Genomic DNA, 17,417 nt, shown 5'->3' with positions numbered 1-17,417 from the left:
CAACGGTTCTAATCGGAATTTTTCTTACAAAAACGCAGACTTGAACAGCGGTAAATTTTTAACAGGAACTCACATACTGCTTGTTTGGTTAATCTAGGTAAAAACCACATAATTTTTGATATGAATATGATAAAATCTATTCAATACCTAGCCATTGTTACCTGTAAGTTTTATTCATGCCCATTGAAAATTTATTAACTCCTATTAAGTCATTTCTAAAATGTGAAACCCCACAAGCCTGGATAGATAAAGCAGCTAAAAAAGAAAATTTAGATATCGTATTAATTGATCACTTGATTTGCGAGTTAAAAGCGGCGCAATCTGCGATGTTTCTAATACGTAAATATGCGGTAGATAAGGAAAGTGGTGATGCTCTGTTAGAGTGGCTCAAGCCATTTGAAACACTTATTTATAAAAGAGAAGGCGACTGGCGAACATTACTAGAAAAAAATAAGTTAACTAAATCGGTAATCCCTAAATCAGATTCACCTTACGGACAAGATCTTATCGACAAGATGGTACTGTTAATCAAAGAAGAGTTGCACCATTTTTATCAAGTACTAGAAATCATGGACGAGTATGATGTCGAATACAGAAGCATTACACCTTGCCGTTATGCAAAAGGCATGTTACGCCATGTAAAGACATTCGAACCTGATGCACTAATCGATAAGTTGATTGTAGGCGCTTATATAGAGGCACGCTCGTGTGAACGTTTCGCCAAACTAGCGCCACACGTCGATAAACGATTAGGTGATTTCTATATTTCTTTGCTTCGTTCTGAGGCTCGACATTATCAAGATTATTTAACTCTCGCAGAAGAAATCTCGGGCACAGATATTTCTGAGCGTATAAAGTTTTTTGGCGAAATTGAAGCCGAGTTAATATCTTCCAATGATGAAGACTTTAAATTTCACAGCGGCGCACCTTGCTAATTTAACAACTGAATTTCTTTAAGCCCCTGAAACTACGTAGGTTTACGTACTTTCTTATTGTGGTTTTGTGGTTGTATTTAGAGAAGCGTTAAGGTTATATTTGCCTTAATACTCTGTTTACTTTCTTGTTAAAATAATAAAAAGGATCGAATATGCGTCACTTGATTACGGCTATTTGTGCTATTGGAGCGCTAAGTGCATGTCAACCAGATCAATCTAATACTCAACAGACTACAGCGCAAGAGCTCTCGCCTGTGGCAGCGTCTGTCAAACAAGGATTGTCGGAAAGTGAACGATTGAATCAATGGTTTGCGTCAAAATATGAAGAGCAACTATTGACAAACCCAATGATGTTGACGTTTTTGGGACGTAAAGAAAAGTACGATGAATTCAATGCGATGAGCCGAGAAGAAGCAATCAAGCAATTGGAATGGCAAAAAGCTTCATCGCTAGAACTGAAAAACAACTTCGATTACTCGAAGCTCGATCCCGAAGCTAAAATTTCTTTCGATATTTGGCAATACCAAACCAAGCAAGCATTAGAAGCTGACGAATATCACAAACACACATATGTGTTTACGCAAATGAGTGGTATGCAAGCATTCTTAACTCAGTTTTTGATCAACTATCATAAAGTTGAACTAGAAAGTGATATGTTGGCCTACAATAAGCGTATTGGCGGAGTTGCAACGGCGTTAACCAATTTGCTTGAGCAGGCAAAAGTAAATGCTGAATTTGGTGTCAGAGCGCCAAAGTTTGCTTATCAAGGCGTTATTGAGCAATCGCAAAACGTTATAACTGGGCAGCCATTTGATGACAGTGATGTTGACTCACCACTGTGGGCTGATGCAAAAGCAAAAGTTGCCGCATTAGTTGAGAAAGAGAGTATTTCACAAGCACAAGCAGATACATTGCTTGCTTCTACTAAAGCTCAGCTCTTATCCGTTTATCATAATGCTTATCAATCGCTTATCTCCTGGTTTGAGACAGATATTAAAAATACCGATGAAGTGGCTACAGGGGTAGGAAAACTGCCTAATGGGAAAGCATTTTATGATACACAGCTAAATCATAATACCACGACGAATAAAACGGCCGAAGAAGTACATCAAATTGGCCTTGCAGAAGTGGCTCGCATCACTCAAGAAATGAAGCAAGTTAAAGACAAAGTCGGCTTTGAAGGTGATTTACAAGAATTCTTTGTCTTTATTAAACAAGATGACCAGTTCTACTATCCTAATGATGATACCGGTCGACAAGGCTATATCGATGATACGGAAACCTACCTAGATTTTATCAAAGAGCAATTACCAAAATATTTTGGCATTTTACCAAAAGCCGATTTAGTGGTTAAACGTGTCGAGCCATTTAGAGAGCAAGATGGTGCAGCACAGCATTATTTCCCAGGCACACCAGATGGTTCAAGACCAGGTGTGTACTATGCACATTTGTCAGATATGCGCGCAATGCCTAAAAACGAAATGGAAGCGATTGCATATCATGAAGGTAACCCAGGTCACCATATGCAAATTTCGATAGCACAAGAATTAACTTCAGTGCCGGAATTTAGAACTCAAGCGTTTTTTACTTCCTATACTGAGGGCTGGGCGCTGTACTCTGAACTGCTATCTAAAGAGATGGGTGCATATGAAAACGATTTTTCTGATTTTGGACGTTTGATCACTGAAATGTGGCGTGCGGTCAGGCTAGTGGTTGATACGGGCCTTCATTCAAAGGGCTGGACAGAACAGGAAGCAATTGATTATTTCAAAGCGAATACACCTGTTGCAGAAGAAGCAATTATATCTGAAGTAAGACGCTACATTGTTTGGCCAGGTCAAGCGACAGCATATAAAATAGGGATGTTAGAAATTTTGAAACTAAGAGCTTATGCGATGGCTGAGCTGGGCGATAATTTTGATATCAAAGCGTTTCATGACACGGTATTAGGCGGCGGTTCACTTCCATTATCTATTTTAGAACGTCGAGTTAATGATTGGGTTGCCAGTGTAAAAGAAAACACGGCAAACGCTACTTAGTGAGCTCACGAAATCAGGCTACCTTATTTAGCGAGTGAAAAAAAAGCCAGCATCTTAAAGATTCTGGCTTTTTATTGTCTATCGATATTATTTAGTGCAGTAAATGGACCTAAAGGCTCAATACATTTTGCAGTGAATTTAACACTAACGGCCAAAGGGTTCGTCTAAGAGTTCAAATCCGCTAGAAGATAGCTTTAGCCAAGCACCATGTTCATACCAATCACCCAACACAATGCGCTTCACTGTTTGATTGTTTATCTTTACATCGTGAATTGCGGGGCGATGAGTGTGGCCGTGGATCATAAAAGGTACTTGATATGATTCAAATGTTCTAATGACCTCAGCCTGGGAAACATCCATAATCTCCTGTGATTTCGCCGCATTTGCATGAGCACTTTTCTTTCGGTAATCATCGGCAATTTTCTTTCGTAACCAGAGCGGTAGGCTTTTCATGATGCCTTGCCACCACCAAGAGCGAGACTTTTTGCGAAACGCTTGGTAATCAACATCGTCTATGCATAAGGTGTCGCCATGTAAAATGACATATTCAGTGCCATACAGCGATATTTTCTCTACATCGTTTAGCAAAGTCATTCCACAAGTCTGTGCGTATTTATGACCTAACAGAAAATCGCGATTCCCTTGGATGAAAAAAAGTTGGGTACCTGTTAAAGAAAGTGCTTTAAGGGCACTGGCAATAAGCGTCACAAAACCACTGTCATCGTCGTCTCCTACCCAATATTCGAACAAATCGCCTAGAATATAGAGGTTCTCGGCTTTAACCGCTTCATTTGATAGAAAGGAAAGAAAACACTCTGTGATGTCTTTCCTTGATTCCGTTAAATGCAAGTCAGCAATAAAATAGCTGACTTGCTCTTTTACACTAATCGTCATCGTTTAGTAAATTACTCAACAATGGTGGCTTCGATAATAATATCTTCTTTAGGCACGTCGTCGTGAAAGCCATAACGACCAGTTTCCACTAAAGCCATTTTGTCGACAACTTCCATACCTTCAACGACTTCGCCGAAAACACAGTAACCCCAGCCTTGCTCGTTTTCGGCTTGGAAATTCAAAAAGCCATTGTCGACTAAGTTAATGAAAAACTGTGAAGACGCAGAATGAGGATCGTTAGTACGAGCCATTGCCAATGTACCACGGCTATTACTTAAGCCATTATTTGCTTCATTTTTGATTGAAGCACGTGATGTTTTTTCTTCCATGCCCGAAACCATGCCACCACCTTGAGCCATAAAACCTGGCATCACACGGTGAAAGATTGTGCCTGTATAAAAGTCATCTTCAGCATATTGTTGGAAGTTTTTCGCCGTAACTGGAGCGTTGTCAAAATCGAGTTTAATTTTGATATCGCCTAAGTTTGTTTTAAAGGTAATCATATTTACTATCTCATTGATTAATTATCGTTGAATTGTAACTTAATTATTTTTAATTTTCTCTATGCTAATGTGCTTAGTTTGGGTGATCGAATTGAATTGATGCGCTACAATTGCGCATTCTGTGTTACGCACAGCCAAATTTACTATTATCGAAGGAAACAAAAAACCTCATGTTGCAAATATACAATACCCTCAGTCGCCAAAAGGAAGTGTTTAAGCCTATTCATGCTGGAAAGGTTGGCTTGTATGTTTGTGGTGTAACGGTTTACGACTTATGTCATATCGGTCATGCGCGTACCTACATCGGTTTTGATAATATCGTTCGCTATTTAAGATTTTCAGGTTACGACGTCACTTATGTGCGAAATATCACAGATGTTGAAGACAAAATCATTAAAAGGGCGAATGAAAACAAGGAATCATCCACTGAGTTAGTTGAACGAAATGTAGCCGAAATGTACCGCGATTTTGATGCACTAAATTTAATGCGTCCCGATATAGAGCCGCGTGTAACGACTCATATGCAAGAAATTATCGACATGATTGTTACCTTGGTTGAGAAAAAACACGCCTATGTTGCGAAAAGCGGTGATGTGCTTTTTGATGTGGGTAGCTTTAAAGAATACGGAAAGCTTAGTGGGCAAAATTTAGAACAGTTGCAAGCTGGCTCAAGAGTCGAAGTTGATGACACTAAACAAAACCCATTAGATTTTGTGCTGTGGAAAATGGCAAAACCTGAAGAGCCCAGCTGGGAGTCACCTTGGGGCGCAGGTCGTCCTGGATGGCACATTGAATGTTCAGCGATGAATGCGAAAGAGTTAGGCGAACATTTTGATATCCATGGCGGTGGCTCAGACTTGTCTTTCCCGCATCATGAAAATGAAGTGGCGCAAAGCTGCTGTGCACTTGATACGCCTTATGTGAATTATTGGATTCATACTGGAATGGTACAAGTTGACCAAGAAAAAATGTCTAAATCATTAGGAAATTTTTTCACCATTCGTGAAGTACTAGAAAAATACGATGCTGAAACGACGCGATACTTTTTAACGTCTGGTCAATATCGAAGCCAACTGAATTACTCGACGGATAATTTAGATCAAGCTAAAGCATCATTAGAGCGTATTTATACTGCCTTAAGGGATGTAGAGATTAGCGAGAGTATTAACCTGAATCGTGACAATGAATTTGTTCAAAAATTTATTGCTGCGATGGATGATGATTTTAATACGCCAGAAGCGTTGGCTGTGTTATTTGAATTAGCCAAGGAGCTTAATGTTGCTAAACAAAATAATGCAGATAATATCGAAGAGTTGGCTTTTACATTGAAGTCATTAGGTGGCTTGTTAGGCATTTTACAGATGTCACCCGAGCAGTTTTTACAAGGGCAGGGCGATGACGATGAAGTGGCAGAAATTGAAGCATTAATTGCGCAACGTAATCAAGCGCGCGCAGATAAAAATTGGGCATTGGCGGATGAAGCCCGTGACAAACTTGCTGCCATGAATGTTGTCTTAGAAGATAGCGCAGGTCGTACGACATGGCGTAAAGGGTAAGTCAGGTAACGAATTCAGATTTTCAGTGATCAAATAATATTGGGCAAACAACAAAAAAGGCATCAAATTCGATGCCTTTTTTATTAACTAAAATCTATTCAATATATCACTTACTAAATTGTTCACACGCAATGAATGTGTTTTCCATCAAACAAGCGACTGTCATGGGACCAACACCGCCAGGCACTGGCGTGATAAATGCAGCTTTTTCTTTCGCAATATCAAACTCAACGTCACCAACCAATTTTCCATTATCTAACCGGTTGATACCGACATCGATTACAATGGCGCCTTCTTTGATCCAATCACCAGGAATAAAACCTGGCTTACCAACAGCAACCACAAGCAGGTCTGCACGACGTACTTTAGCTTCTAACTCTTTAGTAAAACGGTGGGTCGTGGTAACGGTACAACCTGCTAACAATAGTTCCAATGTCATCGGTCGACCAACAATGTTCGATGCGCCAACCACTAATGCTTCAAGACCATAAGGTGAAACGCCAGTTGATTCGAAAAGCTTCATGATGCCCTTAGGAGTACAAGGGCGAAGTCCGGGCTGTCTTAAGGCGAGCTTACCAACGTTGGTTGGGTGAAAACCATCAACGTCCTTTTCAGGATTGATACGTTCGATCACTAAATTTGCATCCAGACCCTCAGGTAAAGGCAACTGAACCAGTATACCGTCGACATCATCATCGTGATTTAACTGCTCAACCAAAGCCAGCAGTTCTTGTTCACTGGTGTTTTCAGGCAAATCATATGAACGAGAAACAAACCCTACTTCTTCACAGGCTCTTCTTTTGCTGCCGACATATACCTCAGAAGCGGGATCACTACCGACAAGAATAACGGCCAATCCTGGCGCTCGCTTTCCTTCTTGTACACGAATAGCCACTTTTTCTTTGACCGAAGTGCGAAGTTGTTGTGCAATGGTTTTACCGTCAATTAATTTAAAAGTCATAATGCAATTTGAGTTGATTGAAAAACGGAGGCATTTTCGCACAAAAGCAAAAAAGGTTGTAGCGCTATATTACCAACAACCGACAAAGTTTATTCAGCTTACATATATAAGAAAACAAAGATGAAATTGAATTAAAAGGTAAAATAGTGAGCATTTTATGGTTTTTTTAAACAAGGTGGTTTAAAAGTGAGCGAACGTGAACTATTTTTACAAAAAGTGTTTGACGCGCCTGATGCAACTCGGTAATATCCGCACCCGTTGAGAGGTGAGAGCTTTTCAATAGAAAACATGTTCGGTGATTAGCGCAGCTTGGTAGCGCACTTGGTTTGGGTCCAAGGGGTCGCAAGTTCGAATCTTGCATCACCGACCACTTCTTTTTCTATCTAAAGATATTAAAAGAAATGCACTTTGTAGGTGCCTGTGCGCCCTTAGCTCAGCTGGATAGAGCAACGCCCTTCTAAGGCGTGGGTCAAAGGTTCGAATCCTTTAGGGCGTGCCATTATCTACAGGCGTGCCAGAGTATTGAAAATTATGGTGGCTATAGCTCAGTTGGTAGAGCCCCGGATTGTGATTCCGGTTGTCGTGGGTTCAAATCCCATTAGCCACCCCATTTTCTTGTATCGGTGATTAGCGCAGCTTGGTAGCGCACTTGGTTTGGGTCCAAGGGGTCGCAAGTTCGAATCTTGCATCACCGACCACTCCCTCTTATTTCTTAACTTTTCAATGGTTTATAATTAACATCCATTCTTTGTGTGTAAATTGTGCCCCAACTTCTAATAACTCCTTGAAATATAAAAAAATAACATTTTTTTTAGGGTTTAGCTCGACTCTTGCGTGTTCCACCGCTATAATTGCGCGTCATTATTTTTAATTGAACATCTTTTGTTCGGGTAAACCGGTCTCGAAGAGCTCTATTTTAAAGGGCTTACTGTAATTTAATCAGATTTACATTCGAGTCAAAGAGATGCGTTACTAGGAAGCGTTTAATAACGCTAATTTTGAGGTAAATAAATGCAAGTTTCTGTTGAGACTACACAAGGTTTGGAACGTCGTATTTCCATTTCTGTTCCTGCTGAAAAGGTAGATGTTGAAGTTAAAAATCGTCTTCGTCAAATCGCTAAGACACAACGTATCAATGGTTTCCGTCCAGGTAAAGTTCCACCATCAGTTATTCAAAAGCGTTACGGTAAAGCAGTTCGTGATGAAGTTGCTGGTGATATCATGCAGCGTAACTTTGTTGAAGCTATCATGGCTGAGAAAATCAACCCAGCTGGCCGTCCTACTTTTACTGCAAAAAGTAATGAAGATGGTAAAGCGTTAGAGTTTGACGCAACTTTTGAAGTTTACCCTGAAGTTGAACTAAAAGATTTAGAAAAAATCGCTGTTGAACGTCCAGCGGTTGAAGTAACAGACAAAGACATAGATGAAATGTTTGTTACACTTCAAAACCAACACAAAACGTGGAAAGAAAACAAGCGCAAAACTAAGAAAGGCGATAAGTTAACTATCGATTTCTTAGGTCGTGTTGACGGTGAAGAGTTTGAAGGCGGCAAAGCTGAAGCGTTTGAACTTGAACTTGGTTCAGGTCGTATGATCCCAGGTTTCGAAAAAGAAATCACAGGCATGAAAGTTGATGAAGAGAAAACAATCACTGTAACTTTCCCTGACGATTACCACGCTGAAAACCTAAAAGGTAAAGATGCGGAATTCGACATCAAAGTACACAAAACTGAAGGTCCAGTACTTCCAGAAATTGATGAAGAATTTGCGAAATTATTCGGTATCGAAGAAGGTGGCATTGAAGCATTGCGTGATGAAGTAAGCAAAAACATGGCGCGTGAATTAACTCAAGCGGTTAAAGCTAAAGTTAAAGAGCAAGTGATTGAAGGTCTATTAGAATCTCACGAATTAGATTTACCATCTGCGTTAGTTGCACAAGAAGTTGATGTATTACGTCAACAAGCACTACAGCGTTTTGGTGGTCAGATGGATCCTAAAAACCTTCCTGAGTTACCTGCTGACATGTTCGAAGAGCAAGCTAAGCGTCGCGTAAAAGTTGGTTTATTGTTAGGCGAAGTCATCAAAGTTAACGAATTAAAAGTTGATGAAGCTAAAGTGACTGAGTTGATCGAATCTGCAGCATCTGCATATGAAGATCCTGCTGAAGTGATTGAGTACTACAAGTCTAACCAAGAAATGAATCAACAAATGCAAAACGTTGCTCTAGAAGAGCAAGCTGTTGACGTATTAGTTGCTTCTGCGAAAGTTAAAGACAAAAAAGCTAGCTTTAAAGATGTGATGAATCCTGAAGCAAAATAAGCTTTTAGATTGACAACACGCTAAGCAATAGCTTAAATGGCTTGTATGGATTCATATGAGCCATTTTTTTTATAATAAGGAAAGAACTGTTGTTTACTTCTCATAAAAATTCCCCTGATATAACTAACGTCACAGAATCAGCTTTAGTCCCAATGGTTGTTGAACAAACGCCTAAAGGTGAACGCTCTTATGACATATACTCACGACTACTTAAAGAGCGAGTGATCTTTCTTTGTGGTCAAGTAGAAGACCATATGGCGAATCTTATCGTTGCTCAAATGCTATTCTTAGAGTCAGAAAGCCCAGATAAAGATATTTATCTTTATATCAATTCTCCTGGTGGCTCTGTCACTGCGGGTATGGCAATTTATGACACCATGAAATTTATTAAGCCGAACATTAGCACTGTATGTATTGGGCAAGCGGCAAGCATGGGCGCATTCTTACTCTCTGGTGGTGAAAAAGGTAAGCGCTATTGTTTGCCAAATGCACGTGTCATGATTCACCAACCATTAGGTGGATTCCAAGGTCAAGCATCTGATTTTGAGATACACGCCAAGGAAATACTGTACATCAAAGAAAAGCTAAATCGTTTAATGGCTGACCATACTGGCCAACCGTTGGAAAAAGTAGCTGAAGATACCGACCGTGATAATTTCTTAAGTGCAGAAAGTGCGGTTGAATATGGTTTGGTTGATGCCATATTAGAACAAAGAGACGATAAATAATAAGCTTTATTGTTATCTGCGTATTTTATGAAATACTTAACAGTATTGAAGTTTAATTATTTTAAAAGATTTAGAGGTACCGTATGACCGATATTAAAAAAGGTGACGGTGACAATGGAAAGTTGTTGTACTGTTCTTTTTGTGGCAAAAGCCAACATGAAGTTCGTAAGTTAATTGCTGGGCCGTCTGTTTTTATTTGTGATGAATGTGTTGAGCTGTGTAATGACATTATTCGTGAAGAAATAAAAGAAATTGCCCCTAAGCAAGACAAAGAGTCTTTACCGTCACCTGTTGAAATTCGTGAAAGTCTTGACGATTATGTTATCGGCCAAGACCACGCTAAGAAAGTGTTGTCAGTAGCGGTATATAATCACTATAAGCGTTTACGAAATGGTGACTCACACAATGGTGTCGAGCTAAGTAAAAGTAATATTTTGCTTATAGGCCCTACAGGTAGTGGTAAAACTTTGCTTGCGGAAACGCTAGCAAGGTTATTAGATGTGCCATTTACCATGGCAGACGCGACGACACTAACTGAAGCAGGTTATGTTGGCGAAGACGTTGAAAACATCATACAAAAGTTGTTGCAAAAGTGTGACTATGATGTCGACAAGGCACAGCGAGGTATTGTTTATATCGATGAAATCGACAAGATTTCCCGTAAATCAGACAATCCGTCGATCACGCGAGATGTCTCAGGTGAAGGTGTTCAACAAGCATTACTTAAACTGATTGAAGGTACTATTGCTTCAGTACCGCCTCAAGGTGGTCGCAAGCATCCACAACAAGAGTTTTTGCAAGTAGATACGTCAAAAATCTTGTTTATTTGTGGTGGTGCATTTGCAGGTTTAGATAAAGTTATTGAGCAGCGTTGTGATGTAGGCACTGGTATTGGCTTTGGTGCGGACGTGCGCAGTAAAGATCAAGAAAAAACCCTAACTGAGCGTTTTCAAGAAGTAGAGCCCGAAGATTTAGTTAAATACGGGTTAATTCCTGAATTTATCGGTCGTCTGCCGGTTGTTGCTACCTTGACTGAGCTTGATGAAGACGCATTAGTGCAAATTCTTCAAGAGCCAAAAAATGCCTTAACTAAGCAGTTTGTTGCCTTATTCGACATGGAAGACGTTGAATTAGAGTTTAGAAAAGACGCATTACTTGCCATTGCTAATAAAGCGATGGTGAGAAAAACAGGTGCTCGTGGTCTACGTTCGATAGTTGAAGGGGTTTTACTCGATACGATGTACGAATTACCGTCTATGGAAAATGCGGCCAAGGTGGTTGTTGATGAAACAGTTATTACTGGTGAGTCAAAACCGATAATTATTTACGAGACTCAGCAAGACCAAGCTGCATCTGATAGTTAAACCTAAAACTCAAATAGAATTAAAAGGCACATATCGATGTGCCTTTTTTAATTCTGGCTCTCTAAATTCCCTTTTCCCAGCCATACATCACTCTTTTTAGTTTTCTTTTGTTGAAAGTGCATGAGATAACCCCATATACTTTTTAACAATAAAATTTTAATGGGTGTAGCTGTCAACTGTTAGCTGCACATATTTCTCCTAATTTCCAAGAGAGTACCTATGACCAAAGAATTATCTGGCGTAGTTGAGATCCCAGTATTAGCACTGCGCGATGTCGTTGTTTATCCACAGATGGTGATCCCATTGTTTGTTGGGCGTGAAAAATCTATTCGTAGTTTAGATTTGGCGATGGAAAGTGATAAACAAGTGTTTCTGGTAGCTCAAAAAGATGCGGCAGTGGATGATCCTATGTCCAGCGACGTTTATGAGACAGGTACTGTTGCATCAATTCTTCAAATGCTAAAACTGCCTGATGGTACGGTAAAAGTATTGGTAGAAGGCGTTAAGCGAGCTAAAATCAGCAAGTTTATCCACACAGAAGAATATTTTACTGCTGATATTGAGTATATTAATGCGGAAGCCGTAGAAGATGACACCAGCGAAGTGCTGGTGCGCTCGGCCATTTCTCAATTCGAAGGTTACGTTAAGCTAAATAAAAAAATCCCACCAGAAGTACTGACATCATTATCAGGTATTGAAGAGCCAGAGCAGCTTGCTGACACCATGGCTGCACATATGCCGTTAAAACTAGATGATAAACAGAAAGTTCTAGAAATTACTCATGTAGGTGAACGTTTAGAATATCTAATGGCGCTAATGGAAGGGGAAATTGACTTACTTCAGGTTGAGAAAAAAATTCGCACGCGGGTTAAAAAGCAAATGGAGAAAAGCCAGCGGGAGTACTATTTGAATGAGCAAATGAAAGCGATTCAAAAAGAACTCGGTGAAATGGATGATGTCCCTGATGAGCATGAACAAATGCAAAAGCGTATCGATGATGCGCAAATGCCGAAAGAAGCAAAAGATAAAACCTTAGCTGAATTTCAGAAACTCAAAATGATGTCAACCATGTCAGCTGAAGCGACAGTGGTTCGGAGTTATATTGACTGGATGTGTAATGTCCCGTGGAAAAAACGCAGCAAGCTAAAACGTAACTTAAAGCTAGCAGAAGAAGTGCTAGAGCAAGATCATTACGGCTTAGATAAAGTTAAAGAACGCATACTAGAGTATTTGGCCGTGCAACAACGTGTCACTCAACTTAAAGGACCTATTTTATGTTTAGTCGGACCTCCAGGGGTTGGTAAAACATCACTAGGGCAGTCAATTGCTAAATCTACTGGCCGTAAATATGTTCGAATGGCACTAGGTGGCGTAAGAGATGAGGCTGAAATTCGTGGTCATCGTCGCACTTACATTGGATCATTACCAGGTAAGTTAATCCAAAAAATCGCGAAAGTCGGTGTTAAAAATCCATTATTCTTGCTAGATGAAATCGACAAAATGGCTTCCGACATGCGAGGCGACCCAGCGTCTGCATTGCTTGAAGTGTTAGATCCTGAACAAAACAGTAGCTTCAACGATCATTATTTAGAGGTCGATTACGATTTGTCTGATGTGATGTTTGTTGCAACTTCTAACAGTATGGATATTCCTGGACCATTACTTGACCGTATGGAAGTCATCCGTTTATCAGGCTACACCGAAGACGAAAAGCTGAACATTGCACGTCGACACTTGGTTGAGAAACAAATTGAGCGTAATGGCTTAAAAGCGAAAGAAATTGAAATTGACGATAGCGCCATTATTGGGGTGATTCGTTTCTATACTCGCGAAGCCGGTGTACGTAACTTAGAGCGTGAAATTTCGAAATTATGTCGAAAAGCGGTTAAAGCGATATTACTTGATAAGTCACTGAAGAAAGTTGTTATCACCCAAGATAATTTGAGCGAGTTCCTAGGCGTTCAACGCTTTGACTACGGTAAGGCGGATGACAGTAATAGAGTTGGTTTGGTGACAGGTTTAGCATGGACGCAAGTGGGCGGAGAGCTTCTGACCATTGAAACCGCATCAGTACCAGGTAAAGGCAAGTTGACCTACACGGGCTCATTGGGCGATGTCATGAAAGAGTCCATTCAAGCGGCTATGACGGTTGTTAGAAGTCGTTCAGAGAAATTACGTATTAATGATGATTTCAATGAAAAACGTGATATTCATGTTCATGTTCCTGAAGGCGCAACGCCTAAAGATGGGCCAAGTGCGGGTATAGGTATGTGTACTGCACTTGTTTCAAGTTTGACTGGCAATCCAGTTAAGGCGGATGTGGCAATGACGGGTGAAATTACTCTACGTGGTGAAGTGCTAGCCATTGGTGGACTGAAAGAAAAGTTACTAGCAGCACATCGTGGAGGTATTAAAACAGTGGTTATTCCTAAAGACAACGAACGTGATCTGAAGGAAATTCCAGCAAATGTTAAACAGGATTTAACAATTCACCCAGTCAAATGGATTGAAGAAGTGCTTGAAATTGCACTGGAACATCCAGTTGAAAAGTGGAAGATTGCTGAAAAATAGAGTTGTTAAGGTACTTTTTTAGACAAAAAGTGAAAAAAAATCAAAAAAACTGCAATTTTCACTTTTCAAACGCTGAAACTATGGTAAGTTAACTAACGCTGATAAGGCTAGACCTCAATATTAATAGGGGTTTGGATAAAGATAATAATAATTATCTATATTAATTTTTCTTAAACTCAGTGCTTGATGTTCAAAAAGAAGCTTGCTATAAACTTCTGCAGGACGCTACAAACAAAATAGTGCTGAATAATAACAAATGAAGGGGAAGACACTGTGAATAAGTCTCAACTAATAGAGAAAATTGCTGCTGGTGCTGATATTTCTAAAGCTGCAGCTGGCCGTGCGTTAGATTCGTTTATCGAAGCGGTTACTGAAGAATTAAAAGGTGGTGAGCAAGTAGCACTTGTTGGTTTTGGTACGTTCTCAGTACGTGACCGCGCAGCTCGCACGGGCCGTAACCCGCAAACGGGTGCAACGATCGAAATCGCTGCGGCTAAAATCCCATCTTTTAAAGCTGGTAAAGCATTAAAAGATGCTTGTAACTAATCATTAGTTATAGCAATTAAGATTACAAAGACCACCTACGGGTGGTCTTTTCTTTTGTACGCCATTTAAAAATATCATTCGAATGCATATTTAAACGATATATTGGTTAGATTATGTAAAATATCGCTGCATGTGACTTCAAGCAAGGCGCTGCATCTGTTAAAATCGCGCACAAAGAAGATACTCATAAGTGTTTAAGAGATAAAAATGTTAGAGAATATTAGAGAAAACTCTCAAGGAGTGATAGCCAAAGTGATTCTTGGCTTTATTATTTTAACTTTTGCTGTAGCTGGGCTAGGTAGTTATACCAATTCAGTTGACACGTCAGTAGCAGAAGTTAATGGCGCAAAGATATCTCAAGCAGACTTTGAGAAATCATATCAAAGCCAACGTAATAGAATGGCGCAACAATTTGGGGAAATGTTTGAAACTATTGCGGCTGACCCAAATTATATGGCAACGTTTAGAACGGGTGTTTTAGACACTCTTATCAATGAATTATTGATGGATCAAAATGCAGACGAATTAGCCATCCGCGTATCAAACGAAAAAATTAAAGAAACGATACGCACGATGCCAGAATTTCAAATAGACGGTGTTTTTGATAACAATCGCTACCTTGCTATGATCAATCAGGCAGGCTTTTTCCAATCATCTGATTTTAGAGACTACCTACGCGTTGAAATGACACGTCGTCAGTTAAGCCAATCACTTGTTTCAAGTGAGTTCAGCTTACCGTACCAGTTAAAGCAATTAAATGATTTGCAAAATCAAACTCGTGACATCCGTTACGCGACTATTTCAGCTGAGCAATTTAAAGCGCAAGTAGAAGTAACAGATGAAGAAATAAAATCATTTTATCAAGCTAATCAAGCGAGATTTCAAAATGACGAAAAAGTTAAATTAGAATACGTAAGCTTAAACGTTGACGATATTGCAAAAACGATCATTGTTTCAGATAAAGACATCGAAACATATTACCAAGAAAACATGGCTGCTTACCGCACCGATGAACAGCGTCGTGTTGCTCATATCTTAATTGAGTTTGGTGAAGATGAAGACAGCGCAAAAGCGACAGCAGAATCCGTATTGGCGAAATTAAACCAAGGTGAAGACTTTGCTGCACTTGCCAGAGAGTTTTCTGCAGATATCGCCAGTGCTGAAATTGACGGTGACTTGGATTGGATTGAGCGCGGCGTTATGGAGCCAGCCTTTGAAGAGGCAGCTTACGCGCTTTCTGGCGTTGGTAGCCACTCTGAACTTGTCGAATCTAGCTTTGGTTTTCATATCATTAAGTTAACGGACTTTAAAGCTGAAGAAATTCAAGCGCTAGCTGATGTTAAAAGTGAGCTAGAAAGTAATGTGAGTAACGAGAAAGCCCAAGATAAATTCTTCGAATTACAACAAGAGTTGGCGCGTGTGAGTTTTGAATTTCCTGACTCACTAGAAGATGCCGCTGAAATTGTGAGTAGTGAAGTTAAAGTCTCTGATTGGATTGCTCGTGCCGGTAACTTACCACCATTTAACAATAACAAAATTATTGACGCTGCATTCTCAGATATCGTGTTGGTCGAAAACTTAAACTCTGACATTATCGAAGTTAACGATAGTGTGGTGATGGTTTTACGTTTAGCAGAGCACCAAGAAGCTGATGTTAAACCACTAGAAGAAGTAAAAGCTGGTATTAAGGCGAATCTGGTTGCTGAAAAAGCATCGGAGAAAGCTAAACAGAGCGCCGATGAGCTGTTAGCCTTGTTCATCGAAGGTGCTGATGTTTCAACGAAGCTTAGTGAAGTTAACGCAACCATCACACCTCAGACTGGTGTTACTCGAAACTCTGCTGATCTAGATAATTCACTTGTTAGACAGGCGTTTACATTAGCGCATCCTACTGAAGGAGCTGTATCGGCGGCGACTGTGACCTTGAGTAACGGTGATATTGCAATTGTAGAAGTGCAAGCGGTTAATATTATTGAAGGTGAACCTAACCCTAGCCTTAAGCAACAGCAGGACGCACAAATCTCTCAAGCGAGTTATAAGAGCTACCTTGACGCTTTAAAAGCAAAAGCTAAGGTTACGCGTCGTCAAACGGTTGAGCCTGCAACGCCATATTAGGCTACTCAGAATATAAATGATGAAAGGCGCATTGTGCGCCTTTTTTATTACCAAATAGCTTTGGCTTTGATGCACGATGCCTATTATAGGTGAGTAACTATAGGCAGCTTTTAGATAATCGAACTAATGGCTTTAAAAATTATGGTGCTAAGCTAATTAGATTTTTTTTAGGATCAAAAAAGGTCCTTCACAGACCTTTTAACAAATTCATTAAAGAGGAAGTTACTGTAATTATGATTTACACGTTTTCTGCCCTGCAACATGTCTTAAGCCTTTTTCACCTTCTACATCTTTATTTTCATAAATGGGTAAATTGATGTCGGCGATAAACTGTTGTAGCTTGTCATTGAATACAGTCGCTAGTTCAAAAAACTGATTTTTCTTACGTGCTTGTTTAAATTGTTCGCTCGGTGGTGTTGCCATTGGGATACGTACCAATGGTTTATCAAAAACTTGCAAAAATGATTGAGGATCTTTGAATTCTTGATTGTTTGTGATCGGGAATATTTGAGTCATGACCACCATTTTTGGTGCTTCAACGTCTTGAGTAGCAGAAATACTGGCAGCATGAGAGAGCGTAAAGCAAACCCCTAAAGTACTTAGTGCTGTGCCCAAAAATATTGGCTTTAATAGTGCTTTCATACATCTCCCCCTTTAACGACAATCCTAAAACTTTGTCTCTTGTGCCAAAAAAATGTAACTATTTTGTACATTGTTACTATAAGCGTTAAATTCTTTCTGTGCGAGTACTGTGGGATAAGTGGACGGTTATTTAAGATAAAGCGCATTTAATGTGCGCTCTGCCTTATTTTTTACTCAGTATCCGTATTGATTTATAGGGTTGTGGGGGTTAACCATTTACTTAGTATTCACGAATTCTGATACA

Annotated in this window: 13 protein-coding genes and 4 tRNA genes; 13 read left to right on the top strand and 4 right to left on the bottom strand. The window is 39.8% G+C overall.

Annotation, left to right across the window (positions count from 1 at the left end):
* Positions 1–176 precede the first annotated feature (176 nt).
* A complete protein-coding gene (miaE, locus tag QUE03_RS14435) occupies positions 177–935 on the top strand; it encodes a tRNA isopentenyl-2-thiomethyl-A-37 hydroxylase MiaE (protein WP_286262642.1) in 759 nt (252 codons plus the stop codon).
* 152 nt (positions 936–1,087) lie between these two features.
* Positions 1,088–2,974: a DUF885 domain-containing protein gene (locus QUE03_RS14430; protein ID WP_286262641.1), complete on the top strand. Its 1,887-nt coding sequence runs from the start codon at positions 1,088–1,090 to the stop codon at positions 2,972–2,974.
* Positions 2,975–3,118: 144 nt separating this feature from the next.
* Here QUE03_RS14430 and QUE03_RS14425 read toward each other — a convergent pair whose 3' ends face one another.
* Entirely contained in the window at positions 3,119–3,868 is a 750-nt protein-coding gene (locus tag QUE03_RS14425; protein ID WP_286262640.1) for a UDP-2,3-diacylglucosamine diphosphatase, read from the bottom strand.
* Between the two features lie 11 nt (positions 3,869–3,879).
* The gene (locus QUE03_RS14420; protein WP_286262639.1) at positions 3,880–4,371 is read right to left on the bottom strand and encodes a peptidylprolyl isomerase; all 492 of its coding nucleotides are present in this window, start codon (positions 4,369–4,371) and stop codon (positions 3,880–3,882) included.
* A gap of 170 nt (positions 4,372–4,541) precedes the next feature.
* On the opposite strand from QUE03_RS14420, the gene cysS reads away from it, so the two are divergent.
* Positions 4,542–5,927 (top strand): cysteine--tRNA ligase, encoded by a 1,386-nt coding sequence (gene cysS, locus QUE03_RS14415; protein ID WP_286262638.1) that lies wholly within the window; start codon positions 4,542–4,544, stop codon positions 5,925–5,927.
* Between the two features lie 106 nt (positions 5,928–6,033).
* On the opposite strand, the gene folD is transcribed toward cysS, so the two are convergent.
* Positions 6,034–6,888 carry a bifunctional methylenetetrahydrofolate dehydrogenase/methenyltetrahydrofolate cyclohydrolase FolD gene (gene folD, locus QUE03_RS14410; protein ID WP_286262637.1) on the bottom strand — a complete coding sequence of 285 codons (855 nt, stop codon included), beginning with the start codon at positions 6,886–6,888 and terminating at the stop codon, positions 6,034–6,036.
* A 293-nt stretch (positions 6,889–7,181) separates the two neighbouring features.
* On the opposite strand from folD, the gene QUE03_RS14405 reads away from it, so the two are divergent.
* The 10 genes from QUE03_RS14405 to QUE03_RS14360 all read left to right on the top strand — a co-directional run bounded on the left by QUE03_RS14405 (position 7,182) and on the right by QUE03_RS14360 (position 16,531).
* Positions 7,182–7,258: transfer RNA gene (locus QUE03_RS14405), tRNA-Pro, on the top strand.
* A 52-nt stretch (positions 7,259–7,310) separates the two neighbouring features.
* Positions 7,311–7,387, top strand: a tRNA-Arg gene (locus tag QUE03_RS14400).
* Between the two features lie 35 nt (positions 7,388–7,422).
* Positions 7,423–7,498: transfer RNA gene (locus tag QUE03_RS14395), tRNA-His, on the top strand.
* A gap of 11 nt (positions 7,499–7,509) precedes the next feature.
* A tRNA-Pro gene (locus tag QUE03_RS14390) sits at positions 7,510–7,586 on the top strand.
* A gap of 313 nt (positions 7,587–7,899) precedes the next feature.
* The gene (tig, locus tag QUE03_RS14385) at positions 7,900–9,207 is read left to right on the top strand and encodes a trigger factor (RefSeq protein ID WP_286262636.1); all 1,308 of its coding nucleotides are present in this window, start codon (positions 7,900–7,902) and stop codon (positions 9,205–9,207) included.
* 89 nt (positions 9,208–9,296) lie between these two features.
* Positions 9,297–9,935 (top strand): ATP-dependent Clp endopeptidase proteolytic subunit ClpP, encoded by a 639-nt coding sequence (gene clpP / locus QUE03_RS14380; protein ID WP_286262635.1) that lies wholly within the window; start codon positions 9,297–9,299, stop codon positions 9,933–9,935.
* A gap of 83 nt (positions 9,936–10,018) precedes the next feature.
* Positions 10,019–11,299: an ATP-dependent protease ATP-binding subunit ClpX gene (clpX, locus tag QUE03_RS14375; RefSeq protein ID WP_286262634.1), complete on the top strand. Its 1,281-nt coding sequence runs from the start codon at positions 10,019–10,021 to the stop codon at positions 11,297–11,299.
* Positions 11,300–11,518: 219 nt separating this feature from the next.
* On the top strand, positions 11,519–13,870 hold the full coding sequence (lon, locus tag QUE03_RS14370) for an endopeptidase La (protein WP_286262633.1): 2,352 nt from the start codon (positions 11,519–11,521) through the stop codon (positions 13,868–13,870).
* 273 nt (positions 13,871–14,143) lie between these two features.
* Entirely contained in the window at positions 14,144–14,416 is a 273-nt protein-coding gene (gene hupB, locus QUE03_RS14365; RefSeq protein WP_085299093.1) for a nucleoid-associated protein HU-beta, read from the top strand.
* 207 nt (positions 14,417–14,623) lie between these two features.
* The gene (locus QUE03_RS14360) at positions 14,624–16,531 is read left to right on the top strand and encodes a SurA N-terminal domain-containing protein (RefSeq protein ID WP_286262632.1); all 1,908 of its coding nucleotides are present in this window, start codon (positions 14,624–14,626) and stop codon (positions 16,529–16,531) included.
* A 231-nt stretch (positions 16,532–16,762) separates the two neighbouring features.
* Here the strand turns inward: QUE03_RS14360 and QUE03_RS14355 are convergent, their stop codons facing one another.
* Entirely contained in the window at positions 16,763–17,173 is a 411-nt protein-coding gene (locus QUE03_RS14355) for a hypothetical protein (RefSeq protein ID WP_286262631.1), read from the bottom strand.
* Between the last annotated feature and the right edge of the window lie 244 nt (positions 17,174–17,417).

Origin of the sequence: Thalassotalea atypica, assembly GCF_030295975.1 — a bacterium.
GTDB lineage: Bacteria > Pseudomonadota > Gammaproteobacteria > Enterobacterales > Alteromonadaceae > Thalassotalea_F > Thalassotalea_F atypica.
This window is presented reverse-complemented; position numbering and strand designations above follow the sequence as displayed.